Origin of the sequence: Marinobacter alkalisoli (assembly GCF_045449855.1) — a bacterium.
Taxonomy (GTDB): Bacteria; Pseudomonadota; Gammaproteobacteria; order Pseudomonadales; family Oleiphilaceae; genus Marinobacter.
Window position 1 is genome coordinate 35,365 of the sequence record NZ_JBJJLC010000008.1, and the last position, 23,030, is coordinate 58,394.

Sequence of the window (23,030 nt, forward strand, 5' to 3'; positions counted from 1 at the left end):
AGCTTCCGTTAAAGCACACCAATGGGGTAAGACCCCAGACGCTTGAGCTCCACGGCTTCGTCGTCCACGTCCGCCAGCACCTTGCGCACCTGCTCGTCTTCCACGTGGCCTTCAAAGTCAATATAGAATACGTAGGCCCAGGTGCCGCTGGGCGACGGCCGGGTTTCGATACGCGTCAGGCTGAGACCGTGGCGATGAAATGGCTCCAGCAACTGGTACAACGCCCCTGGTTTGTTCCGCATGGACACCAGGATGGAAGACTTGTCGTGACCACTGGCGGGCACTTCTTCCCGGCCGATAATCAGGAACCGGGTGGTGTTGTCCGGGCGATCTTCAATGCTGTTGGCCACAACATCGAGCCCGTACAACTCCGCCGCCATATCACCGGCGATGGCGGCCGTTCCCGGCTCTTCCGCTGCCCGACGTGCGGCTTCGGCATTGCTGCTCACCGTCACGCGCTCAATGCCGTAGCGATGGGTGTCCAACCACTGGCGGCACTGGGCAAACGATTGCTGGTGAGAGTATATGCGGGTTATTTCCTGATCCTTGTTGGCAGGCGATACCAGCAGATGATGGTGGATACGCAGCTGCACCTCACCACAGATTTTCAGGGGCGACGACATGAACATGTCGAGAGTGTGATTGATCATGCCTTCGGTGGAGTTCTCCACCGGCACCACACCATAATGGGCTGCGCCGGATTCCACTTCACGGAATACCGCATCAATCGCCGGTAGCGGAACACTGACCACGGAATGCCCGAAGTGCTTCAGGGCCGCAGACTGGGTGAAGGTACCCATAGGTCCCAGGAAGGCAATGTGCATGGGTTTTTCCAGCGCCAGGCAGGCGGACATGATCTCACGGAACAGCCGGGCCATCTCTTCACCGGATAACGGGCCGGGATTCTGCTCCTTGATGCGGCGCAGTACCTGGGCTTCCCGCTCCGGACGGTAGAAGAACACATCCTGCCCCGGGTTAGCCGTCAATTTGACGTTCGCCACTTCCTGAGCGCATTGGGCACGGGCGCTGATCAGCTCCATGATCTTCTGGTCAAGCTGGTCGATTTCGTCCCTCAGTTCGGCCAGGCGGGTCTGTTCGTCCGTCATGATCAGCCCCGCTCCTTCGCAAATTCCGCCATATAGGCGATCAGGGCGTCCACACCGGCTTCCGGCATGGCGTTGTAGATGCTTGCGCGCATACCGCCCACCGAACGGTGACCTTGCAGATTCAGCAGCCCACGGGCGTCCGCACCTTTGAGGAAGTCACCGTTCAGGGCAGCATCCCCCAGTGTGAACGGCACGTTCATCCAGGAGCGGAAACGGGGATCAATCGGGTTGGCGTAGAAATCATTGTCATCAATGAAATCGTACAGCTTTTTCGCCTTGCGCAGGTTGATTTCACCCATGGTCTGCACACCACCCTGGGCTTTCAGCCATTTGAACACCAGCCCTGCCAGATACCAGGAATAGGTGGCCGGCGTGTTGTACATAGAGTTGTTATCGGCGATGACCTGATAGTTCATCATCGTTGGGGTTTCCTTGCGGGCCTTACCCAGCAAGTCCTTACGGATGATGATCACCACCAGACCGGACGGCCCGATATTCTTCTGGGCGCCGGCGTAGATCAGACCGAATTTCGACACGTCCAGCGGGCGCGACAGCATGGTGGACGAGAGATCCGCCACCAGGGGCACGCTGCCACTGTCGGGGATGAAGTCAAACTCCAGACCGCCGATGGTCTCGTTTGGCGTGTAGTGCAGATAAGCTGCATCAGCATCGGTATTCCAGGAGTCCTGGCCGGGAATGGTGGTAAACCTGTCCGCCTCGCTACTGGCCGCCACGTTAACGTTTCCATACCGGCTGGCTTCCGCAATGGCCTTCTTGGACCAGATACCGGTGTTCACATAATCCGCAGACGTCTTGTCACCCAACAGGTTCAGGGGGATGGTCGAGAACTGGCTCGAAGCTCCACCCTGCATGAAGAGTACGGCGTAATCATCTGAAATACCGGCCAATTCACGGAGGTCTTTTTCGGCTGTCTCGGCGATTTCCAGGAACTCGTCACTGCGATGGCTCATTTCCATCACCGACATGCCGGTACCGCGCCAGTCGAGCATCTCATCCCGTGCCTGTTGCAGCACGCTTTCCGGCAAGGTTGCCGGGCCTGCACAAAAATTATACGCCCTGCTCATGATCCTGTGATCTCTCAAGTCTTACCAATCGTTCTGCGAAGCGCCGGCTTATTCCTCGCCAGCGCCCTCATCTGCATTATCGCCTTCTGCGACAGGAGTTTCTTCGCCATCAACGTCTTCGTCATCGCTTTCGGCGATCCGTTCGACACCGACCAGACGCTCGTCTTCCTGACTCAGTTTGATCAGGCGAACACCCTGGGTGTTCCGGCTCAATACCGACACTTCGTCAGTGCGGGTACGAACCAGCGTGCCCTTGTCCGAGATCAGCATCATTTCATCGCCGTCGAACAACTGCAGCGCCGTCACCAGGTTACCGTTACGCTCGGAGCACTGCATGGCGATAACGCCCTGGCTGCCGCGGCTGTAGGTCGGGAACTCGTCGAAAGCCGTGCGCTTGCCGTAACCGTTCTCACTGGCGGTAAGAAGTACGCCGTCTTCCTGCGGAATGATCAACGACACCACGTGGTGGCCTGCTGGCATCCGGATACCGCGAACACCGCGGGCGGTCCGGCTCATCGGGCGAACCGCTTCCTCATTGAAGCGAACGGCCTTGCCGGCGGTCGAGAACAGCATGACTTCGGCATCGCCCTTGGTGATGGCTGTGCCAATCAGGGTATCGCCCTCATCCAGCGACAACGCAATCAGGCCATTGCTGCGCGGACGGGAGAAGTTCGGCAGTGGGGTCTTCTTGACCACACCGGCAGAGGTGGCCATCAATACAAATTGGTCTTCCGGATAATCACGGACCGGCAGGAAGGTGGTGATGCGTTCACCCTCGTCCAGCGGCAGAATGTTGACCATCGGGCGGCCACGGGAAGCGCGGCTGGCACGGGGAATCTCGAACACCCGCAGCCAGTACACCTTGCCACGGTTGGAGAAACACAAAATGGTGTCGTGGGAATTGGCGACCAGCAGTTTCTCAACGAAATCCGCGTCCTTCATGGACGTTGCCGCCTTGCCCCGGCCACCACGGCGCTGGGCCTGATAGTCTTCAACGGCCTGGGTCTTGGCATAACCACCGTGGGAAATGGTGACTACCAGGTCTTCTTCATCGATCAGATCAGCGATGGTCAGGTCGCGCTGGGAGCTGGTGATTTCAGTAAGGCGCTCGTCACCGAACTCGGATACTACCGCTTCCAGTTCTTCGCGGATCACCTGCATGAGGCGATCCGGATCCGCCAGGATTTCCAGCAGGCCGGCAATCTTCTCAAGGATGTCCTTGTATTCGTTCTGGAGTTTTTCGGTTTCCAGACCGGTCAGGCGGTGCAGACGCATATCCAGGATCGCCTGGGTCTGCTCCGGCGACATATGGTACAGCCCATCACGCAGGCCGTAGATTTCCGGCAGATCATCAGGGCGACAGGCGTCTTCCCCGGCACGCTCCAGCATGGCCAGTACATCACCCGGCGCCCAGCCCTTGGCCATCAGCTTCTCTTTCGCTTCAACCGACGTCGGAGAAGACTTGATCAGCTCAATCATCTCGTCGATGTTGGCCAGAGCAACGGTCAGACCTTCCAGGATATGGCCACGTTCCCGGGCCTTGCGCAGCTCGTAGATGGTCCGGCGGGTCACCACTTCGCGGCGATGACGCACGAACGCGTCGAGCATTTCCTTCAGGTTGAGGATCTTCGGCTCGCCGTTGATCAGCGCCACCATGTTGATACCAAACACGGTTTGCAGCTGGGTGTGGGCGAACAGGTTGTTGACGACCACTTCCGGGTTCTCACCACGGCGCAACTCGATCACAACCCGGATACCTTCCTTGTTGGACTCGTCCCGCAGTTCGGTGATGCCTTCCAGGCGCTTTTCCTTGACCAGCTCGGCGATCTTCTCGATCAGGCGCGCCTTGTTCAGCTGGTAAGGCAGCTCGGTAATGATGACGGCATCGCGATTGGTCTTCTTGTCGTGCTCGATTTCGTGACGGGCACGAATGTAGATACGACCACGGCCGGTGCGATAGGCCTCAACAATACCGGCACGGCCGTTGATGATGCCCTGGGTCGGAAAATCGGGGCCGGGAATGAACTCCATGAGTTCATCCACGGTCAGATCCGGATTATCAATCAGCGCCAGGCAACCGCTGACCACTTCAGTCAGGTTGTGGGGCGGAATGTTGGTGGCCATACCGACCGCGATACCGGAAGAGCCGTTGACCAACAGGTTCGGAACCCGGGTAGGCAGTACATCGGGAATTCGCTCGGTGCCGTCGTAGTTGTCGACGAAATCCACGGTTTCCTTGTCGAGATCCGCCAGCAGGGAGTGAGCAACCTTCTCCATGCGGATTTCGGTGTAACGCATGGCGGCGGCGTTGTCGCCGTCGATGGAACCGAAGTTACCCTGACCGTCGACCAGCGGATAGCGCAGGGAGAATGGCTGAGCCATACGAACGATGGTGTCGTAGACCGCGGAGTCACCGTGGGGGTGGTATTTACCGATGACATCACCGACCACACGAGCGGACTTCTTATAAGCCTTGTTCCAGTCATTGCCCAGTTCGGACATGGCGAACAGAACGCGGCGATGAACCGGCTTGAGACCGTCACGAACATCCGGAAGGGCCCGCCCGACGATGACGCTCATGGCGTAGTCGAGATAGGACTGCTTCAACTCATCTTCAATATTTACCGGCAGGATCTCTTTGGCTAACTCACCCATCGAGAAAGGTTCCTTTGCGTTTGCTGGAAGTCGTTTCAGGGCTTTTTCGGTGCCCCATAGTTATTCTTTAACAAGCGGCCAATACTAACACAGTCAGCCCCTTACAGGGGCAACTGCGACCAGTTCTTAATTAAAAACGACCGTCTTGTTTTCGTAGGTAATCACCCGGTCCTCGATATGGGACCGCAGGCCACGGGCCAGTACGTTCTTTTCCACGTCCTTGCCCAGGCGAACCATGTCTTCGATGGAGTCGCTGTGGGTAATGCGGATAACGTCCTGCTCGATGATCGGGCCTTCATCCAGCTCCTGGGTCACGTAGTGGCAGGTGGCTCCGATCAGCTTGACCCCGCGGCTGTAAGCCTGGTGATAAGGACGCGCACCGGCGAACGATGGCAGGAAGCTGTGGTGAATATTGATCACCTTACCGGCGTACTTTTCACACAGACTGGCAGGCAGGACCTGCATGTAGCGGGCAAGTACCACCACGTCGGCGTCATAACCCTCGATCAGGCCATCGATTTCACCAAAGGCTTCGTCACGGTTATCACGGGAGACCGGGATATGGTGATAGGGTATTTCATGCCACTCGACCATGCGGCGCAGGTCTTCATGGTTGGAGATGACCGCCACGATCTCGGCGTTGATCTCGCGACTGTGCCAGCGGTGCAGGAGGTCTGCCACACAGTGGGATTCCTTGCTGCACATCAGGATCACTTTCTTGGGCTGGGCCGAATCCGCAATGTGCCAGTTCATGCCAAACTCGCGGGCAATGGGTTCGAACGCTGCCCGGAACTGGTCCAGACCGAAGGGGATCGAGCTGGCCTTGATCTCGTGGCGCATGAAGAACCAGCCAGTCTGGGTGTCCGAGTGGTGGCTCGCCTCGGTAATCCAGCCATTGTAGGTGGACAGAAAATTACTCACCTTGGCGACAATTCCGACCCGGTCCGGGCAGGAAATCACAAGACGATAGGTATGCTCCATGAAAGCCTTTCCTTAACTGAAATCCGGGAAAGCAGGTGCGTCGGGGAATCACCACCGACATTAACGGCAGGTTAACGGTACGCACCTATGAAAATGACCGGCTATCATAGCCTATCTGAACGTCAGAAACGAGGAATGGAGATATGGACAGAGGCCTCTACCACCGCACAGACAAAAACCTCGCCAGGAGGCGCTCAGGCCGCCTTTCGATTATGACAGCCCTGGCTTTTCTTGTGACCATCGGGCCTGCGTTCGGGCAAGCCATTCTTGAGGGCGAACGGTTTCATCCGGTCACGGCAAAACAGGGCATGGTAGCCACCAGCCACACGCTTGCCACTGAGGTAGCCCTTGAGGTACTGAAAAATGGCGGCAATGCCGTGGATGCAGCCGTGACGGCTGGTTTTGCCCTGGCGGTGACCCAGCCCCGCTCCGGCAATATTGGCGGCGGTGGTTTTATGCTGATTGCCAAAGGGGATGGCTCAGAGCCAGAAGCCATTGATTACCGCGAGAAAGCGCCCGCCGGAGCCTCAGAAACCATGTTTCAGGATGAATCCGGCGACGTCGTCCGCGATCGCAGCCGCTTCACTCACCTGGCGGCCGGCGTGCCGGGAACCGTGGCAGGTCTGGCGCTGGCGCTGGAGCGGCACGGCACCATTTCCCTGAAGCAGGCACTGGCACCCGCTATCAAGCTGGCCCGGGAAGGCTTTATTGTGCCTCTGCGTTTCACCGAAGGCCTGGAACAGGCCCGGGAACGGCTTCAGCGCTGGCCCGCCACTCGCAGTACCTTTTATAAAGAGGACGGCAGCGCCTGGCAGCCCGGCGAGCGCTTTCACCAGCCTGAGCTGGCTGACACACTCCAGCGGATTGCCGATGAGGGCGTAAAAGGTTTTTATGAGGGCAAAACGGCAGAGCTGATTGCCGATGAGATGGCCCGGCACGACGGCCTGATCACCCGGGAGGACCTGAAAGACTACCGCCCGGTGGTCCGCACTCCGGTCCGGGGCAACTATCGGGGTTACGACATCTATTCCATGTCGCCGCCCTCCTCCGGCGGTACCCACATTGTCCAGATTCTCAACATTCTGGAAGGCTTCCCCATAGCTGACTACGGCCACAATTCCGCCGATGCGATTCACCACATGGCAGAAGCCATGAAACTGGCCTACGCCGACCGTGCCCGCTATCTGGGCGACACCGACTACGTGGATGTGCCGCTGAAAGGACTTACCAGCAAAGGCTATGCGGAAGAACTCCGTAAAAACATTGAGCCTGATAAAGCCCGCCCAGCGAGCGACATTAGTCCCGGCCAGCCGGCTGCCTGGGAGAGCCCGGAAACCACCCACTTCTCGGTGGTGGATCAATGGGGCAATGCGGTGTCCAACACCTACACCATCAACTTCAGTTACGGCTCCGGCATCACGGTGGAAGGCGCCGGTTTTCTGCTCAACAATGAAATGGATGACTTCAGCGCCAAGCCCGGCGTGCCCAACGCTTATGGTCTGATCGGAGGTGAAGCCAACAAGGTTGAGCCCGGCAAGCGGATGCTCAGCTCCATGTCGCCCACTATCGTCAAAAAGGATGGCAAAAATGTCCTGGTGACCGGCAGCCCCGGCGGCTCACGGATTATTACCACGACCTTGCAGGTGATCCTGAATGTGATTGATCATGATATGAACATCCAGACTGCCGTGAGCGCGCCGCGCATGCACCATCAGTGGCTGCCCGATGAGATCCGTATTGAACAGGGCGTCAGCCCGGACACAATTCGCCTGCTGGAAGAGCGGGGCCACAAAGTGGTCGATGGTTCGGCCATGGGCGCTATCCAGAGTATTATGATGGATGGAGATGGCGTTCTGTATGGTGGTGCGGACCCAAGGCGTAGCACATCGTCAGCCATGGGCTATTGATGACGGTAATTGACCAGGGTCACTGACCTGAGCGGAGGCATTATGTACCTTTCTGTACAACTGAGCTGTTACCCACTGAAAGAAGACTACAAACAACCCATCTGGGACTTGATTGACCGCCTGAAGCAAACCGGGCTTGAAGTGTACCCGGGGCGCATGAGCACCGAGCTGTTCGGGGAGTACGATGAAGTCATGAAAGTGCTGTCCGATACCATGAAGTGGTCCTTCGAGACCTACGGTAAAGCGGTCTTCGTGGCCAAAATGATGGAGGGTGACCGGCGGCCAAAACAGTAGCCACCGACCTCCCGCCCCATCATCCCCGGGGCTCTGTCTTTACTGAGCGGGTCAGGCGCACCTCCACGGTGACGGACAGGGAATCCAGTGCAGAGGCTCGCTCGATCCCCTCTGCACTGGCCCGGTACAGGTGTGGTGTCATCGCCAGCAGATCGGAAATCTGCTCCTGACTGGTCAGTTCCAGGGGAAAGCGCTCCGTTGTAGCCTCCAGGGTGGTGAACCCCTTGGGGGCGACAACGTCCTCATTTTTCTCCGGCTTCAGCGTGGGATAGATAATTTCACGCAATTCCCTCAGGTGCCAGGGGCCGGCATCCACTTGCAGAAGCTGACCGCCCGGTTTCAGAACCCGGGCAAACTCGGAATACACCGGAAACCCGAACAGACATAGCACCCGGTCCACGGAGCCAGACAACACCGGGAGCCTGGCGTTGGTACCCACCACCCATGCCGGTCGTTTGTCCTGTTTCGCGGCCGCCAGCACCGCCCACTTGGAAATATCCACCCCCAGCAGTTCCAGGGTTTGCCGCTCTCCGGCCGCAGTCGCCAGCTGCCTCAGGTAATACCCTTCTCCGCAGCCAGCGTCCAGGCAGCTTAGCGTGCCTTCCTCGGGCGCTTCCGCCAACGCCGCACGATTCACCGCATCGGCGATGGGTTGATAGAAACCACCATTCAGGAAGTTGCGGCGCGCCGCCACCATTTCCTTGCTGTCGCCGGGATTGCGGGAACGCTTGTTCTGCACCGGCAGCAAATGGGTATAGCCCTGGCGGGCAATATCAAAGTTGTGACCTGCCGGACAGCACCAGGCCGCGCCGGTCCGGATCAAGGGGTCGCCGTCCAGCGGGCAGGCCAGAGCCTGAAACGGGGTAACGGGCATGCAGTATCCGCCTGAGTTCATCTGTGTACGGGGATGCAAGGCTAACCCAAACGCCCCCAATGGTCTAAATTGAAAGCCACGCCTGTCATGAAACCAGCCCGTTGCGTGTCTATGAGCAACCCATTCGCCAAGCTGTTTAACATCAACCGCGACGAAATCATCCCGGTCCTGCTCGCGGTGTTTTTCTTTTTCTGTGTCCTCACCGCGCTGATGGTACTGCGCCCCGCGCGGGAGGCCCTTGGTATTCAGGGTGGCATAGAAACCGTGCGCTGGCTGTTTATCGGAACCGCGGTCATTACCCTGCTGGTTAACCCGGTGTTCGGATTGCTGGTCAGCCGCTTGCGCCGCCTGACCTTCATCACCACAACCTACGCTTTTTTCGGGCTCAGCCTGGTTGCGTTCTATCTGGTCATGACGCTGGCCCCCAACGTCATCGGCGTCACCACCGGGCAGATTTTCTATGTCTGGTTCAGCGTGTTCAATCTGTTCATCACCATGGTGTTCTGGGCGGTGATGGCGGATCGTTTTACCCTTGATCAAGGCAAGCGTTTTTTCGGTGTGATTGCCGTGGGTGGTACCTGCGGGGCTATTTTCGGGCCATGGTTGAGCTCCGTGCTGGCCGAGCCCCTGGGAACCCCGGCTCTGCTTCTTATCGGCACCGGCTTCCTGACTCTGGCACTGGTTGCCTGCTGGGCCATTACCTACGTACAGACTGACCGGGTCAGTCGCATGCACGACACCCGGCCAGCCATCGACGAGCGCGAACTGATCGGTGGCAGGGCCTGGGAAGGTTTTCGGGCGGTTTTTCGTTCCCGCTACCTGCTGGGCATTGCCACCTACGTCATCATCCTGGCGGTCGTGGTTACTTTCATTTATTTCACACGGCTGCAAATGGTGGCCGAACTCGGTGAAAGCACCGATCAGAGAACCACCCTGTTTGCCAGAATCGACCTGATCACCCAGGTGGCCACGCTGGTCATGCAGGCGCTGGTAGCCGGTCACCTGATGAAACGGCTCGGCGTACACATCACCCTGGCTCTGCTACCTTTAACAACAGTGCTGGGTTTTATTGGTCTTGCCATGGTCGGCTCTCTGGCAGCGCTGATTACTCTGGAAGCCTCCTTCCGTGCAGTACAGCGCGCCATCATGCGCCCGGCCCGGGAAACCCTGTATACCGTGGCAAGCCGGGAGGATAAATACAAAGCCAAGGCCTTTATCGATACCTTCGTCTATCGTGGTGGTGATGTGGTGGGCGCTCAGGTAGAAGGTCTGCTTGGGCGCCTGGGTATGGGGCTGGCCGCCGTGGCCAGCGTCGCGGTTCCCCTGGCATTGATGTGGGCCGTACTGGGGCTGTGGCTGGGCAGGACACAACAGTCAATCGCGACCGCTCTGGAATCGGGGGACGCCACCGAAAAGAGGACATCACCATGATTTCCCGCAGAGACTACCTGAAACTCACCCTCGCCGTCGGGGCCACATTGGCCCTGAAACCAGGCATGCTCTGGGGCGAGGACAAACAACTGGAATTGATTACCCGTGCCATCCCGTCGTCCGGCCAGCGCCTGCCAGTGGTGGGGCTGGGCAGCTCCGCCACCTTCGCCAGCGTTTCCCGCAGCGAAGACCGGGATGCCTTGCGGGAAGTGCTGAAAACACTGGTCGAGCAAGGCGGCAACGTCTTCGACACTGCCCCGAGCTATGGCGCTTCGGAAGCAGTGGCCGGGCAAATCGCCGAGGAACTGAACATCACCGATGACTTGTTCTGGGCCACCAAGGTGAACGTTGCCGGATGGGGTGGCGGCAAGGCCGACCCCGACACCGCGAGAGAACAAATCGAAACCTCTTTCCGGCGCATCGGTAAACCGGTCATTGACCTGATACAGGTCCATAACCTCGGGGACGTACCCACGCAACTCGGCATTCTCAAGGAGATGCGGGAAGAACAGCGGGTGCGTTATATCGGCGTAACCACCACCGTTCCCCGCCAGTATGAAAACCTGGAGCGCATCATGGCGCGGGAACCCCTGGACTTCATCGGCATCGATTACGCCGTCGACAACCTCACGATGGAACAGCGGATACTGCCACTGGCCAGAGAACAAGGCATAGGTGTACTGGTCTACGCCCCTTTCGGTCGGACCCGGCTCTGGGAGAAAGTGAAAGGCAAGGACGTGCCCACCTGGGCGGCGGAATTCGACGCCTATTCCTGGGGTCAGTTCTTCCTGAAGTTCGTCGTCGCTCACCCGGCTGTCACTGCAGCCACACCGGCAACCAGTAAGGCCAGCCACATGGCGGACAATATGGGTGCCGCCATGGGGGCGTTACCCGACGAGGAAATGCGCCAGAGGATGATCCATTATATTGCCGGCCTATGATCGCGACGGACCGGAACGCTCCTGATCAGCCGGCGTTGGCAGCATCGGTTCGCGCCGCCATGATGAAGTCATTCCGGTGCAGACCACCGATCTTGTGGGTCCACCAGCGCACGGTCACCTTACCCCATTCCAGCAGGATAGCAGGGTGATGGCCTTCCGCTTCGGCCAGATCAGCGACTTTATTGGTAAACACCAGGGCCTCGGCAAAATTCCTGAATTTGAAAACCCGTTTCAGCTGTTCTTCCCCATCCAGCTCAACAGGCTGCCAGTCCGGAATTTCTTTCAGCAGGTTCTGTTTCTCATCTTCGGTGACTTTCGGAGCATCCGCACGACAGGCTTCGCAGGATTGCGCGGTCAGTGAACTCATGGCTCAACCTCCCTGACTGATGACTTGTATTACAAGCGTGGGCCCCGGGCTCCACATTATCAAGCCCGCTATTGAAATCCCCGCTTTTTCAGAATACTGTATATTTAAACAGTGTTATGAAAAACCAGGACCACATTCATGAACGAACTTCTGAACACCCTGATGCAGGATGCCCGGGTCTGGCAGGGGGATCGCCACATCCAGACCAGACAGCCGGCGGAGCCAACCGGCTACCAGGTGCTGGACAACCATCTGGGCGGGCTCGGATGGCCCCGGGGAGCGTTGAGTGAATGCCTGCTGGATGCACCCGGAATTGGTGAGTTGCAACTGGTACTGCCGCTGATGCAGCGCCTGACCCAGGCCGGCAAGACCGTGTTCTGGCTGAACCCGCCACACACCCCCTACGCCCCCGCCCTGGCACGGGAAGGCGTAGACCTGAAACAGGTGGTCATGGCTCATACCGACGATAACGGTGACCTGCTGTGGACCCTGGAAAACTGCCTGCGCTCTGCCGTCACCGGACTGGTACTCGCCTGGCCCGGCAAGCTGGCTGCCCGGGATATCCGCCGTCTGCAACTGGCCACCGAGTCCGGCAGCAACATATGCGTGCTGTTCCGCAACCGCAAACTGGCCGGGCAAAGCTCACCCGCGGCCCTGAGGCTGGAACTGGAAGCGGGAGAACACCAGGACTTGCGGATCAATGTGTTGAAACGCCGGGGCAGCTGGCCAGGGCAACGCTGCACCGTCGCCATGGCACATCGGGCACATGTGCCATTTCCCGAATCCAGCCGGATCGTTCAGGGCCCCTGGCTCCAATCCGGCTTATAACAGGTGCAACATGCTCTGGGTTTACCTGCATTTTCCTCACCTGCTGCTGGACCATATTCGCCGCTCCCGGAAGAACGGAGAGAACGGTAGAGAGAACAGCGAAGAAGCGCTGGTGGTCGTGGAAGCGGCCGGTCAGCGGGTACTCCAGGCCTGCCCGGAAGCCCAGGATCAGGGCGTGCAACCGGGTATGCCCCTGAAAACCGCCATCACCCTGGTACCGTCACTGGCCATTGCCCGGGCCGACACCAGCCGGGAACAACAGATTCTGGCAGAACAGGCCCGCTGGCTGTATCGCCATGCCGCCAATATTACCCCCTACCCTCCGGACGGATTACTGGCGGAAGTGGGCAGCCTGCAAAAGCTGTACGGCGGCCTGGCAGCCGTCTGGCAAACCTTCGAACAGGCCCTGTCACAAAGGCAGTTAACCGCCTGGATGGCTAGCGGACAAACACCCCTGGCAGCCCGCTTGTGCGCTCGCGCCGGTCAGGGCCAGTGCACCACCGACAGGGACCACATGGCGCATCAGTTGTCCGGCCTGCCACTGACAGCCGTGGAGCTTGACGATCGCACCCTCACCCGCCTGCAGCGGTTGGGACTGACCCGGCTGGGGGAAATCATGCAGTTGCCAACCAGGGAGCTCGCTCACCGGCTATCACCGGAGACCCTGGCCTACATACAGAAAATCCAGGGTACCCGCCCAGACCCACAACAACCCTGGCAGCCTCCACATCACTTCCGCCAACAGGCGGATTTTGCCCAGGACATTGAACATTCCGAGGGGCTGCTGTTTCCCCTGCACCGCATACTGGGGGAACTGGAAGAGGATCTGTGTTGGCGCCAACAGGATACCGACAGCCTGCTGTTGGTACTGAACCACCGTCACCACGAACCTACGCGCCTGCGAATTCGCACCTCGGGACCGGAACATCGGGCCGAAGCGTTTCTGGACTTGCTCCGTCTACGCTTTGAACAGCACCCGTTGACAGCGCCGGTTACGTCCCTGGTGCTCTCGGTACGTCGCTTCATGGGTCGGGAGGCGAGTAACGGCAACGATCTGCTGGGAGAAACCCCGGACCTGAACGAAGCCTGGCATACCCTGATCAGCCGCCTGCAGGCCCGGCTTGGAGAGAATGCCCTGCAGCAACTGTCACCCCGGGCCGACCATCGCCCGGAACATGCCTGGACTACCGCCAATCTCCCGCAACGGGCACACGCCACCAGTGCAGAGACAAGCAACCTGCCCCATCGGCCGCTATGGTTACTGAAAAGCCCACACCCCCTGCAGGAAACACCCAGCGCCTGGTTTTCCGGACCGGAACGTATCAGCGGCGGCTGGTGGGACGGTCAGCGGGTTCACCGGGATTACTACATCGCCCAACTGGCCAGCGGCCAGTTGGCCTGGGTGTTCCGGGATGTGCGTGATGGCTGGTTCGTACACGGCTGGTTCGGGTGATCTCCATGTCCTACGCCGAACTCCATTGCCTGAGCAACTTCACCTTCCTCACAGGCGCATCACATCCCCATGAACTGGCGGAGCAGGCAGCGGAACTGGGTTACCACGCCCTGGCGATCACCGATGCCTGCTCGGTCGCCGGCATTCCCCGGGCCTGGGCGGCCCTGAAAGACAGTCCGGTCAAGCTGATTACCGGCAGCTGGTTTGAGCTGAGTGACATACCGGCCAACGGCGCCACCCCCCGCTTTATCCTGCTGGCCCGCACCCGCACCGGCTATGGTCAGTTATGCCAGCTGATTACAACGGGTCGGCGGCGGGCGGAAAAGGGTCAGTACCAGCTATTCTGTCAGGACATCGAAAACCACACCCTCGACGATTGCCTGTGCCTGTGGCTGCCGCCTTCGCCTGCCTGTACCGCTTACGACGATGCCCTGAGCTGTGGCCAGTGGCTACACCAACTGTTCGATCACCGCCTGTGGCTGACGGCCGCCCGCACCCTGGAATCCGGTGAAGAGCAACACCTGGCCCGGGTACGCCAGCTCGCCACGGACCTGCACTGCCCGATTACCGCCACCGGCCAGGTCCACATGCACAGCCGTGAGCGCCAGCCCCTGCAGGACGTGCTCACCGCCCTGCGCCACCACACCTCACTGGAGAACGCCGGCCATCACCTGTTCCAGAATGGCGAACGCTACCTGAGACCACTGCCGGTACTGAAACGCCTGTTTCCCGGGCACTGGCTCAGGGAAAGCCTGACCATAGCCGATCAGTGCAGCTTTGAACCCGGCAGCCTGCGCTACGAATACCCAGCAGATCTGGTGCCCGAAAGGAAAACCCCGGCGTCATACCTGCAGGCACTGACGCGACAGGGCGAACGCCGTCGCTACCCCGAAGGCACGCCACTGGGCGTCCAGGCCCTGGTTCGCAAGGAATTGGCGCTGATCGCGGAGATGCGTTACGAGCACTATTTCCTGACCATTCACGACATTGTTGCCTTTGCTCGCCAACAGGGCATCCTTTGCCAGGGGCGGGGCTCCGCGGCCAACTCGGCCGTCTGCTACTGCCTGGGCATCACCGAGGTTGACCCCGCCCACACCGAGTTACTGTTTGAGCGCTTTATCTCCAGGGATCGGGGCGAGCCGCCTGACATCGACGTGGACTTCGAACACGAACGGCGGGAAGAAGTGATCCAGTACATCTACCGGCGCTATAGCCGGGAGCGGGCCGCCCTGGCCGCCACCGTCATCCGCTATCGCCCCAAAAGCGCCATCCGCGATGTCGGAAAAGCCCTGGGGTTTGATCCGGCGCTGGTGGAACAACTGCTGGAAGGCATTGACTGGCGAGACCGGGCCACGGACTGGCGCCACCAGATCCTGGACAAACGCCTGACCCGCAATCCTCAGGTGGCTAACCAGTTCTTCACCCTGGTCAACACGCTGCTGGGATTTCCCCGCCATCTTTCCCAGCATGTGGGCGGCTTTGTCATCAGTGCCGGTCCCCTGTCGGAACTGGTCCCGGTGGAGAACGCCGCCATGACCGACCGAACCGTTATCCAGTGGGACAAGGACGATCTGGAAAGCCTGGGGCTCATGAAGGTAGACGTGCTTGCCCTGGGCATGCTCTCTGCCATCCGCCGGGCCCTGGAACTTATCAGCAAAGAGCGCGGGCAACCGTTTGGCATGCCCGACATCCCCGCGGACGACCGCCCTACCTATGACATGCTCCAGCAGGGAGACAGCATCGGCGTCTTCCAGGTGGAGTCCCGCGCCCAGATCAGCATGTTGCCCCGCCTGAAACCCGAGTGTTTCTACGACCTGGTCATCGAAGTTGCCATCGTCCGCCCCGGCCCCATACAGGGTGACATGGTGCATCCTTACCTACGCCGTAAACACGGCCTGGAAGCGGTGGAGTATCCCAACGCCGAGATACAGGCTGTGCTGGAGCGCACCCTGGGCGTGCCGATCTTCCAGGAGCAGGCCATCAAACTTGCGATGGTGGCCGCCGGCTTCACCGCCGGCGAGGCTGACCGGCTCCGCCGCGCCATGGCCGCCTGGAAATCCCACGGCGACCTCAGCCCGTTTCGTGACAAGCTCATCAACGGCATGCTGGCTCGGGGCCACGACGCGGACTTTGCCGAACGGCTGTACCAACAGATCTGCGGTTTCGGCGGCTACGGCTTCCCCGAATCCCACTCCGCCAGCTTTGCCCTGCTGGTGTACGTGTCCGCCTGGATCAAACGTCACTACCCGGCAGCCTTTTACTGCGCCCTGCTCAACAGCCAGCCCATGGGGTTCTACTCCCCTTCGCAGCTGGTCCAGGATGCCCGCCGCCATAACGTCACCGTATTACCCGTGGATGTGAACCACAGCCAATGGGAACACAGCCTGGACGGCCCCGAACGACACCTCCGACTGGGGTTACGGTTGATACAGGGCCTGTCCGCCAGTGGCGCCGAACGCCTCCGCCAGAACCGACCTCCCCTGGGTTACCGCTCCAGCAACGAACTCCGCCGACTGGCCGAGCTCAGCCAGAAAGACATGGAACTCCTGGCCGGTGCCAACGCCATGCCAGACTTCACCGCCAACCGCCACCAAGCATACTGGCAATTGCTGGGCCACGAGCAACCGGCCGAACTCTTTGCCGCCGAAAACAACGAAGACTACACACCAGACACCTGCGACCAACTGCCCGAACCCACGGAAGGCCAGAACGTCCTCGCCGACTACGCCAGCCAGGGCCTGACCCTGCAACGCCACCCACTGGCCCTGCTGCGGGAACAGGGCCACCTGAAATTCTGCCTGAACGCCGAACAACTCAAGACCACCAAAGCCGGTATCCCGGTCCAGGTTGCCGGCCTCGTCACCGGCCGCCAACGACCCGGGTCCGCCTCCGGCGTTACCTTTGTAACCCTCGAAGACGAAACCGGCAACGTCAACGTGATTGTCTGGCTGGAGACCGCCCGGCGGCAGCGGAAGGCGTTATTGACGGCGCGGCTGCTACATGTGAAGGGCGTACTGGAAAAAGAAGGGGAAGTGGTTCATGTGATTGCGGGGAAGCTTTCGGATCTGAGTCACCTGATTCATTCATTGCCGGTTGATTCCCGGGATTTTCATTAGTTTGTCGGATTACGCTTCGCTAATCCGACCTACATTTTCTATCAGGCAGCTGAAATGCCAGAAGCGCTGGGGCGGTAGTCCTTTTCAGGAATTTCGAAGGCCAAGGATGGCCTGAGAGAAGCGCACATGGATGTGCTCGTAGCGGTTCCTGAAAAGGACTACCGCACCAGTGCCTCCCCCAAAACCTGAAGCCCAGAAAAAGAAAACCCCGCGAGACAAAAGCCCGGCGGGGTTTTCGGTACTGAAAGAGCGAGATCAGCCCAGGAGCTTGATCATCACACCTGCAGCAACCGCAGAGCCGATAACACCAGCCACGTTCGGGCCCATTGCGTGCATCAGCAGGAAGTTCTGCGGGTTGGCCTCAAGGCCTACCTTGTTGGATACCCGTGCTGCCATCGGCACCGCGGATACACCGGCAGAACCGATCAGCGGGTTGATGGGCTCCTTGGTGAAGCGGTTCATCAGCTTCGCCATCAGGACACCGCAGGCAGTACCCACACCGAAGGCCACAACACCCAGGCCCAGGATACCCAGAGTCTGGCCATCCAGGAACTTGTCCGCCATCAGCTTGGAGCCAACCGACAGACCCAGGAAAATGGTGGTGATGTTAATCAGTGCATTCTGGGCAGTATCACTCAGACGTTCTACTACACCACACTCACGCATCAGGTTACCGAAGCAGAACATGCCCAGCAGCGGCGCCGCGTCTGGCAGGAAGAGAACCACCGCAATCAGAACCACCAGCGGGAAAATGATCTTCTCTTTCTTGCTCACCGGACGGAGCTGGGACATCTTGATGGCCCGCTCTTTCTGACTGGTCAGCGCCTTCATGATCGGCGGCTGAATCATCGGAACCATCGCCATGTAAGCGTAGGCGGACACCGCAATGGCACCAAGCAGATGCGGAGCGAGCACGCTGGACACGTAGATGGAAGTGGGACCATCCGCACCGCCGATAATACCAATCGCAGCGGCTTCCAGAATGGTGAAATCCAGGATACCCAGCCAGTCGAGCAGAGCCGCACCCAATACAGTACCGAAGATACCGAACTGGGCCGCAGCACCCAACAGCATTGTCTTGGGGTTGGCCAGCAGCGGACCAAAGTCCGTCATCGCGCCAACGCCCATGAAGATCACCAGCGGCCCGATGGTGCTGCCGATAACTACAGAGTAGAAGTTATACAGCATGCCATTGCCATATCCGAAATCCTGGGCAATAGAGTTTGCCATCGCCATCTCGGAATAGCTGGCCTCTTTCACCGCGACCTTGAAGGCTTCTTTCAGCTCAGGCGTTATTGCCTGGCCAACCTGATAAGCCACATCCAGCGGCGCCGCCAGCGCCGCAAGAATCTCGGTGCTTCCGCCCTTCAGCGCGAAGTGGATCGCATTTTCCGCCGCAGTCAGGGCAAGCCCCGCCTCCGGAATGTTCGCCAGAATACCGCCAAACCCGATGGGTACCAGCAGCAAAGGCTCAAACCCCTTGCGAATCGCAAGGAACAGAAGAAGAAGGCCGACGGCGATCATAATCACCTGGCCAAGCTCGATATTGAACAGGCCACTACCCGTCCAGAGAGTCTGTAATTTATCCATGGAATGCTGGCCCTTATGCGATTGTCAGCATTTCATCATCAGGAGAGACGGCATCACCGACCTTGATGAAGACTTCACCGATGGTACCGGCCTTCGGTGCGCGAACCTCGGTTTCCATCTTCATGGCTTCGAGGATGATCATCACATCGCCTTCTTCTACGGTGTCGCCCGGAGAAACCAGAACCTTGAAGATGTTACCGCCAAGAGGTGCGACCACAGGCTCACCTTCACCAGCAGCAGGTGCTGCAGCCGGTGCAGAAGCAGCACCGCCCTCGCCCTGGATCTGGGTGATTTCGCCACCTTCGGATACTGCCACCACAAACTTCTTGCCGTTCACATCAACGGTGTAAGTTTCGGGGCCACCGGCCTTCTTGGCAGGTGCAGCATCTTCAGCGGTCGGAACCGGCTCAAACGCATCGGGGTTGTCGCGGTTTTCCAGGAACTTGAGACCAATCTGCGGGAACAGGGCGTAGGTCAGCACGTCATCAACAACGTTGTCTGCCAGTTTGATGCCTTTCTCGTCCGCCAGCTTCTTCAGCTCGTCGGTCAGCTTGTCCATTTCCGGCTCGATCAGATCCGCCGGACGACAGGTAACTGGCTCTTTTCCGTCCAGAACACGCTCCTGCAGCTCCTTGTTCATTGGCGCCGGCGCGGCACCGTACTCGCCCTTCAGGATTGCAGAGGTTTCCTTGGAGATGGACTTGTAGCGCTCACCGGTCAGAACGTTCAGCACCGCCTGGGTACCGACAATCTGGGAGGTCGGCGTTACCAGCGGGATGAAGCCCAGGTCTTCGCGGACCTTGGGAATCTCGTCCAGAACCTGGTCGAACTTGTCGCTTGCGTTCTGCTCGCGCAGCTGGTTTTCCATGTTGGTCAGCATACCGCCCGGCACCTGGGCAATCAGGATGCGGGAATCGGTACCCCGGAGGCTGCCTTCAAACTTCGCGTACTTCTTACGTACCTGACGGAAGTAGCTGGCGATCTCTTCGAGCAGGTTCAGGTCAAGACCGGTGTCACGGTCAGTACCTTCGAGGATGGCGACCACGGCCTCAGTGGGCGAGTGACCATAGGTCATACTCATGGAAGAGATAGCAGTATCCACGTTATCAATGCCGGCTTCCGCCGCCTTGATCGCGGTGGCGGTAGACATGCCAGTAGTCGCGTGGCACTGCATGTGAATCGGTATATCCAGTTCTTTCTTCAGACGGCTGACCAGGTCAAAGGCCACATAAGGCTTGAGAATACCCGCCATATCCTTGATGGCAATGGAATCCGCACCCATATCGGCGACTTCCTTTGCCAGCTCTACCCACATGTCGATGGTATGCACCGGGCTGGTGGTGTAGGCAATGGTGCCTTGGGCATGCTTGCCGGTCTTGCGCACGGCCTTGATGGCGCGATCCAGGTTACGGGGATCGTTCATCGCATCAAAAATACGGAACACATCGACGCCATTCTCGGCGGCACGCTCACAGAAACGGTCTACCACATCATCCGCATAATGACGGTAGCCCAACAGGTTCTGGCCCCGCAGAAGCATCTGCTGCTGGGTGTTGGGCATGGCTTTTTTCAGCTCGCGGATACGCTCCCAGGGGTCTTCGCCCAGGTAACGGATGCAGGAATCAAAGGTAGCTCCACCCCAGGATTCCAGTGACCAGAAACCGACTTTGTCGAGTTTCTCGGCAATGGGCAGCATGTCGTCCAGCCGCATACGGGTGGCGAGCAGGGACTGGTGGGCGTCACGCAGGATAACGTCCGTAATCCCCAGCGGTTTCTTTGTGTCAGTCATCGTGTCAGCCTTCTGTTTAAAGGTTCTATCTTTTACCGGGTCACTTCTTGTGGCGTGACCGGAATTGTGCAATCGCCTTCTTGATGGCCTCGGCGGTGTCAGGGTCAACCGACGTTGGCGCCTTGGGCTTGGCACGTGGCGTTCTGGCCGGGGTTGCCGGCTCTGGCGGCGCAAACCGTGAGATGAGTTTGGACATGAGCAGCGTTGCGAACACCAGCACAACCAGGAACGCAAACACGAATCCCATGCCTGCAATCATCAGATCTACGGCTTGTGACATCAGGTCATTCATATCGAATAGCTACCTGTATTGGTTTGTGTGATTTCCCCGACTTGCCTGATCTACTCTGCTGAACTAAGGTTTTAGGTCCAACAAAAACAAACCGGGAGGCAAAATCCTGCGTAATTTACCGTTTTAGATTGCCTTGAGCAACCGGAATGCGAATTGCTATACGCGCTTACCGAGCCTCACGGCCCATTATGACAGAGCCAAGCCCGCTTTAAATCATTCTCATTCAGGCATATCTGACCCGCATTTTACGGCCTTTTATCCTGCCATTCTCCAGCCTTTTAAGCGCTTCTCCGGCGACATTACGGTCAACCGCCACAAAGCACTGAAAATCAAACAGGTCAATCTTCCCGACCGCCTTACCGGAAATACCGGCCTCTCCGGTCAGCGCCCCCAGCACATCGCCCGGCCTGACCTTGTCCTTCCGCCCACCGGAGATGCACAGCGTGCGCATGGCAGGGGCGATCGGCCTGTCAGGGTTGGCCAGCAACTGTTCCGCATTTCCCCATCGCACTTCCTCGCTACGATGGGACTCCAGCCTGGAAACCTTATGACCCTGGGATGGCGTGCACAGCGTTACGGCCAGACCAGCCTCACCTGCCCGACCGGTTCGACCAACACGGTGGGTATGAACTTCCGGATCCCTGGCCGGCTCCACATTCACCACCAATGGTAACGCCTTGATATCCAACCCCCGGGCAGCCACATCCGTTGCCACCAGGACCGAGCAACTCTGATTGCCAAAGCGGACCAGCACGCTGTCCCGATCCCGTTGCTCCAGGTCGCCATGAAGGGCCAGCGCCGAAAAGCCACGCTCACCCAGCGCCGCCGCCAACTCGTCACACTGCAACTTGGTGGTGCAAAAGGCGATGCAGGAGGCAGGCTGCAGTTCTGACAACAAGGCGGCCAATGCATCCGCCTGCTGCCCCGGAGCGATCTCATAGAAAATTTCACGAATATCGGGCTTCTCAACATGCCCCTCAACCCGGATATCCACCGGACTGGACTGGTAGCGCTCACTCAGTACGCGGATGCTGTCCGGCCAGGTTGCGGAAAACATCAGGGTCTGACGCTGTGACGGCGCCTGGCTGATAATGTCCTCTACAGCGTCCTGAAACCCCATATCCAGCATGCGGTCGGCCTCATCCAGCACCAGGGTTTGCAACCGCTCAAGGGTCAGGGTGCCCTTACGAAGATGATCCTGAATCCGCCCCGGTGTGCCCACCACAATATGGGCGCCATGACTCAGGGAGCCAATCTGCGGTCCGATGGCAACACCGCCACACAGCGACAGCACCTTTACGTTGGCTTTCGCCCGCGCCAGCTCCCTCAACGCTTTTGCCACCTGATCGGCCAGTTCCCTGGTTGGACACAACACCAGCCCCTGAACCGAAAACTGCTTCGGCCTGAGCTTTTCGATCAGCCCGATACCGAACGCAGCTGTTTTACCACTGCCGGTTTGCGCCATGGCGATGACGTCCTTCCCGGCGATGGCCGCAGGCAGCGCCCGGGCCTGGATAGGCGTGGGCTGGCTGAACCCCAGTTGCTCAAGATTGGCGACCATGGCCTGAGACAGACCAAGCTGGTTAAAGGAAGACATAAATAGAGGATCCTGAAATGAATAATGCTGGTTATGGCGGAGTCGACAGTGCGCGTATACTACCTTATTCAGCGCACCAGTAGGGAGACTCTGCATAAACCCTGGATTATCTCTGGCTTTCAGGGCAATTCAGGCGCTATTCGGAGGACTCTTCAGCAACTATTTACGGAGTCGTAGATGGCATCACTTCAGGACCAGTTATTGAAAGCCGGGCTTGCCGACGAGAAAAAGGCCAAGGCCATTCGCAACGAGAAAAAGAAACAACGGAAGCAACAACCCAAAGGAACGGTTCAGGTCAGCGAAGCCGAAGTCCGCGCCCGCAAGGCTCGGGAAGAAAAAGCGGAGCGTGATCGCCAACTGAACCTGGAGCGCCAGAAAGAAGCTGAGAAGAAAGCCATTCAGGCACAGATTCGCCAACTGGTCGATACCAATCGCCTGGACCGCTCGCGGGGCGAGACCTCCTATCAGTTCGTCCATGACAAGAAAATCAAGAAGATTTTTGTGGATGACAAGATGGTGGACCAGCTATCCCGCGGTCGCCTGGCCATTGTGTTTGTGAACGACCAGTATGAGATCGTTGCCGAGGGCGTGGCACGGAAGATTCAGGAGCGGGATGAGAATGCCGTGGTGGTTCTGCACGACCGGCACAAGGACGATGTGGGTGAGGATGACCCTTATGCGGGTTATGAGATTCCTGATGATTTGATGTGGTAGGAGGGGGGGG

At 58.9% G+C, this 23,030-nt stretch carries 18 protein-coding genes; 8 read left to right on the forward strand and 10 right to left on the reverse strand.

Features of this window, described 5'->3' with window-relative positions; genetic code table 11:
* Window positions 1-8: 8 nt before the first annotated feature.
* From pheA to purU, 4 genes are all read right to left on the reverse strand, one after another.
* Complete coding sequence (pheA, locus tag ACJO5Y_RS04965) at window positions 9-1,106, reverse strand: prephenate dehydratase (RefSeq protein WP_406985317.1); 1,098 nt, start codon at window positions 1,104-1,106, stop codon at window positions 9-11.
* 2 nt (window positions 1,107-1,108) lie between these two features.
* The gene (serC, locus tag ACJO5Y_RS04970; protein ID WP_406985318.1) at window positions 1,109-2,191 is read right to left on the reverse strand and encodes a 3-phosphoserine/phosphohydroxythreonine transaminase; all 1,083 of its coding nucleotides are present in this window, start codon (window positions 2,189-2,191) and stop codon (window positions 1,109-1,111) included.
* A 48-nt stretch (window positions 2,192-2,239) separates the two neighbouring features.
* Complete coding sequence (gene gyrA, locus ACJO5Y_RS04975; protein ID WP_406985319.1) at window positions 2,240-4,846, reverse strand: DNA gyrase subunit A; 2,607 nt, start codon at window positions 4,844-4,846, stop codon at window positions 2,240-2,242.
* A gap of 126 nt (window positions 4,847-4,972) precedes the next feature.
* Window positions 4,973-5,827 carry a formyltetrahydrofolate deformylase gene (gene purU, locus ACJO5Y_RS04980; RefSeq protein WP_406985320.1) on the reverse strand — a complete coding sequence of 285 codons (855 nt, stop codon included), beginning with the start codon at window positions 5,825-5,827 and terminating at the stop codon, window positions 4,973-4,975.
* Between the two features lie 143 nt (window positions 5,828-5,970).
* Here purU and ggt point away from each other — a divergent pair, with 143 nt between their 5' ends.
* Both ggt and ACJO5Y_RS04990 read left to right on the forward strand, forming a co-directional pair.
* On the forward strand, window positions 5,971-7,734 hold the full coding sequence (gene ggt, locus ACJO5Y_RS04985; RefSeq protein WP_406985321.1) for a gamma-glutamyltransferase: 1,764 nt from the start codon (window positions 5,971-5,973) through the stop codon (window positions 7,732-7,734).
* A gap of 42 nt (window positions 7,735-7,776) precedes the next feature.
* Window positions 7,777-8,028, forward strand: coding sequence for a YkoF family thiamine/hydroxymethylpyrimidine-binding protein (locus tag ACJO5Y_RS04990; protein ID WP_406985322.1), 252 nt, complete (start codon window positions 7,777-7,779; stop codon window positions 8,026-8,028).
* 19 nt (window positions 8,029-8,047) lie between these two features.
* Here ACJO5Y_RS04990 and ACJO5Y_RS04995 read toward each other — a convergent pair whose 3' ends face one another.
* Window positions 8,048-8,902, reverse strand: a complete 855-nt coding sequence (locus ACJO5Y_RS04995; protein WP_406985323.1) for a putative RNA methyltransferase — start codon at window positions 8,900-8,902, stop codon at window positions 8,048-8,050.
* Window positions 8,903-9,013: 111 nt separating this feature from the next.
* Here ACJO5Y_RS04995 and ACJO5Y_RS05000 point away from each other — a divergent pair, with 111 nt between their 5' ends.
* Together ACJO5Y_RS05000 and ACJO5Y_RS05005 are read left to right on the forward strand one after the other, a co-directional pair.
* Complete coding sequence (locus tag ACJO5Y_RS05000; protein WP_406985324.1) at window positions 9,014-10,333, forward strand: NTP/NDP exchange transporter; 1,320 nt, start codon at window positions 9,014-9,016, stop codon at window positions 10,331-10,333.
* Complete coding sequence (locus tag ACJO5Y_RS05005; protein WP_406985325.1) at window positions 10,330-11,274, forward strand: aldo/keto reductase; 945 nt, start codon at window positions 10,330-10,332, stop codon at window positions 11,272-11,274. The genes ACJO5Y_RS05000 and ACJO5Y_RS05005 overlap by 4 nt, the downstream gene beginning before the upstream one ends.
* A 25-nt stretch (window positions 11,275-11,299) precedes the next feature.
* Here ACJO5Y_RS05005 and ACJO5Y_RS05010 read toward each other — a convergent pair whose 3' ends face one another.
* A complete protein-coding gene (locus ACJO5Y_RS05010) occupies window positions 11,300-11,641 on the reverse strand; it encodes a 4a-hydroxytetrahydrobiopterin dehydratase (RefSeq protein ID WP_406985326.1) in 342 nt (113 codons plus the stop codon).
* A gap of 138 nt (window positions 11,642-11,779) precedes the next feature.
* On the opposite strand from ACJO5Y_RS05010, the gene imuA reads away from it, so the two are divergent.
* Genes imuA through ACJO5Y_RS05025 form a run of 3 tightly spaced genes read left to right on the forward strand, consistent with a single transcriptional unit; the run spans window position 11,780 to window position 17,038 of the window.
* On the forward strand, window positions 11,780-12,469 hold the full coding sequence (imuA, locus tag ACJO5Y_RS05015) for a translesion DNA synthesis-associated protein ImuA (RefSeq protein WP_406985327.1): 690 nt from the start codon (window positions 11,780-11,782) through the stop codon (window positions 12,467-12,469).
* Between the two features lie 10 nt (window positions 12,470-12,479).
* On the forward strand, window positions 12,480-13,922 hold the full coding sequence (locus tag ACJO5Y_RS05020) for a Y-family DNA polymerase (RefSeq protein ID WP_406985328.1): 1,443 nt from the start codon (window positions 12,480-12,482) through the stop codon (window positions 13,920-13,922).
* Window positions 13,923-13,927: 5 nt separating this feature from the next.
* Window positions 13,928-17,038 (forward strand): error-prone DNA polymerase, encoded by a 3,111-nt coding sequence (locus tag ACJO5Y_RS05025; RefSeq protein ID WP_406985329.1) that lies wholly within the window; start codon window positions 13,928-13,930, stop codon window positions 17,036-17,038.
* A gap of 255 nt (window positions 17,039-17,293) precedes the next feature.
* On the opposite strand, the gene ACJO5Y_RS05030 is transcribed toward ACJO5Y_RS05025, so the two are convergent.
* From ACJO5Y_RS05030 to dbpA, 4 genes are all read right to left on the reverse strand, one after another.
* Window positions 17,294-18,628, reverse strand: a complete 1,335-nt coding sequence (locus ACJO5Y_RS05030) for a sodium ion-translocating decarboxylase subunit beta (protein ID WP_406985330.1) — start codon at window positions 18,626-18,628, stop codon at window positions 17,294-17,296.
* 13 nt (window positions 18,629-18,641) lie between these two features.
* Entirely contained in the window at window positions 18,642-20,417 is a 1,776-nt protein-coding gene (oadA, locus tag ACJO5Y_RS05035; RefSeq protein WP_406985331.1) for a sodium-extruding oxaloacetate decarboxylase subunit alpha, read from the reverse strand.
* 40 nt (window positions 20,418-20,457) lie between these two features.
* Window positions 20,458-20,709, reverse strand: a complete 252-nt coding sequence (locus tag ACJO5Y_RS05040) for an OadG family protein (RefSeq protein ID WP_012139449.1) — start codon at window positions 20,707-20,709, stop codon at window positions 20,458-20,460.
* Window positions 20,710-20,932: 223 nt separating this feature from the next.
* Window positions 20,933-22,306: an ATP-dependent RNA helicase DbpA gene (gene dbpA, locus ACJO5Y_RS05045; protein WP_406985332.1), complete on the reverse strand. Its 1,374-nt coding sequence runs from the start codon at window positions 22,304-22,306 to the stop codon at window positions 20,933-20,935.
* A gap of 177 nt (window positions 22,307-22,483) precedes the next feature.
* Between dbpA and ACJO5Y_RS05050 the strand changes: the two genes are divergently transcribed.
* Entirely contained in the window at window positions 22,484-23,020 is a 537-nt protein-coding gene (locus ACJO5Y_RS05050; RefSeq protein WP_406985333.1) for a DUF2058 domain-containing protein, read from the forward strand.
* Window positions 23,021-23,030 lie beyond the last annotated feature (10 nt).

Coding starts and splice junctions, on each gene's coding strand:
- pheA (WP_406985317.1), bottom strand. CDS start 1,106: ATGACGGACGAACAGACCCGCCTGGCCGAACTGAGGGACGAAATCGAC.
- serC (WP_406985318.1), bottom strand. CDS start 2,191: ATGAGCAGGGCGTATAATTTTTGTGCAGGCCCGGCAACCTTGCCGGAA.
- gyrA (WP_406985319.1), bottom strand. CDS start 4,846: ATGGGTGAGTTAGCCAAAGAGATCCTGCCGGTAAATATTGAAGATGAG.
- purU (WP_406985320.1), bottom strand. CDS start 5,827: ATGGAGCATACCTATCGTCTTGTGATTTCCTGCCCGGACCGGGTCGGA.
- ggt (WP_406985321.1), top strand. CDS start 5,971: ATGGACAGAGGCCTCTACCACCGCACAGACAAAAACCTCGCCAGGAGG.
- ACJO5Y_RS04990 (WP_406985322.1), top strand. CDS start 7,777: ATGTACCTTTCTGTACAACTGAGCTGTTACCCACTGAAAGAAGACTAC.
- ACJO5Y_RS04995 (WP_406985323.1), bottom strand. CDS start 8,902: ATGCCCGTTACCCCGTTTCAGGCTCTGGCCTGCCCGCTGGACGGCGAC.
- ACJO5Y_RS05000 (WP_406985324.1), top strand. CDS start 9,014: ATGAGCAACCCATTCGCCAAGCTGTTTAACATCAACCGCGACGAAATC.
- ACJO5Y_RS05005 (WP_406985325.1), top strand. CDS start 10,330: ATGATTTCCCGCAGAGACTACCTGAAACTCACCCTCGCCGTCGGGGCC.
- ACJO5Y_RS05010 (WP_406985326.1), bottom strand. CDS start 11,641: ATGAGTTCACTGACCGCGCAATCCTGCGAAGCCTGTCGTGCGGATGCT.
- imuA (WP_406985327.1), top strand. CDS start 11,780: ATGAACGAACTTCTGAACACCCTGATGCAGGATGCCCGGGTCTGGCAG.
- ACJO5Y_RS05020 (WP_406985328.1), top strand. CDS start 12,480: ATGCTCTGGGTTTACCTGCATTTTCCTCACCTGCTGCTGGACCATATT.
- ACJO5Y_RS05025 (WP_406985329.1), top strand. CDS start 13,928: ATGTCCTACGCCGAACTCCATTGCCTGAGCAACTTCACCTTCCTCACA.
- ACJO5Y_RS05030 (WP_406985330.1), bottom strand. CDS start 18,628: ATGGATAAATTACAGACTCTCTGGACGGGTAGTGGCCTGTTCAATATC.
- oadA (WP_406985331.1), bottom strand. CDS start 20,417: ATGACTGACACAAAGAAACCGCTGGGGATTACGGACGTTATCCTGCGT.
- ACJO5Y_RS05040 (WP_012139449.1), bottom strand. CDS start 20,709: ATGAATGACCTGATGTCACAAGCCGTAGATCTGATGATTGCAGGCATG.
- dbpA (WP_406985332.1), bottom strand. CDS start 22,306: ATGTCTTCCTTTAACCAGCTTGGTCTGTCTCAGGCCATGGTCGCCAAT.
- ACJO5Y_RS05050 (WP_406985333.1), top strand. CDS start 22,484: ATGGCATCACTTCAGGACCAGTTATTGAAAGCCGGGCTTGCCGACGAG.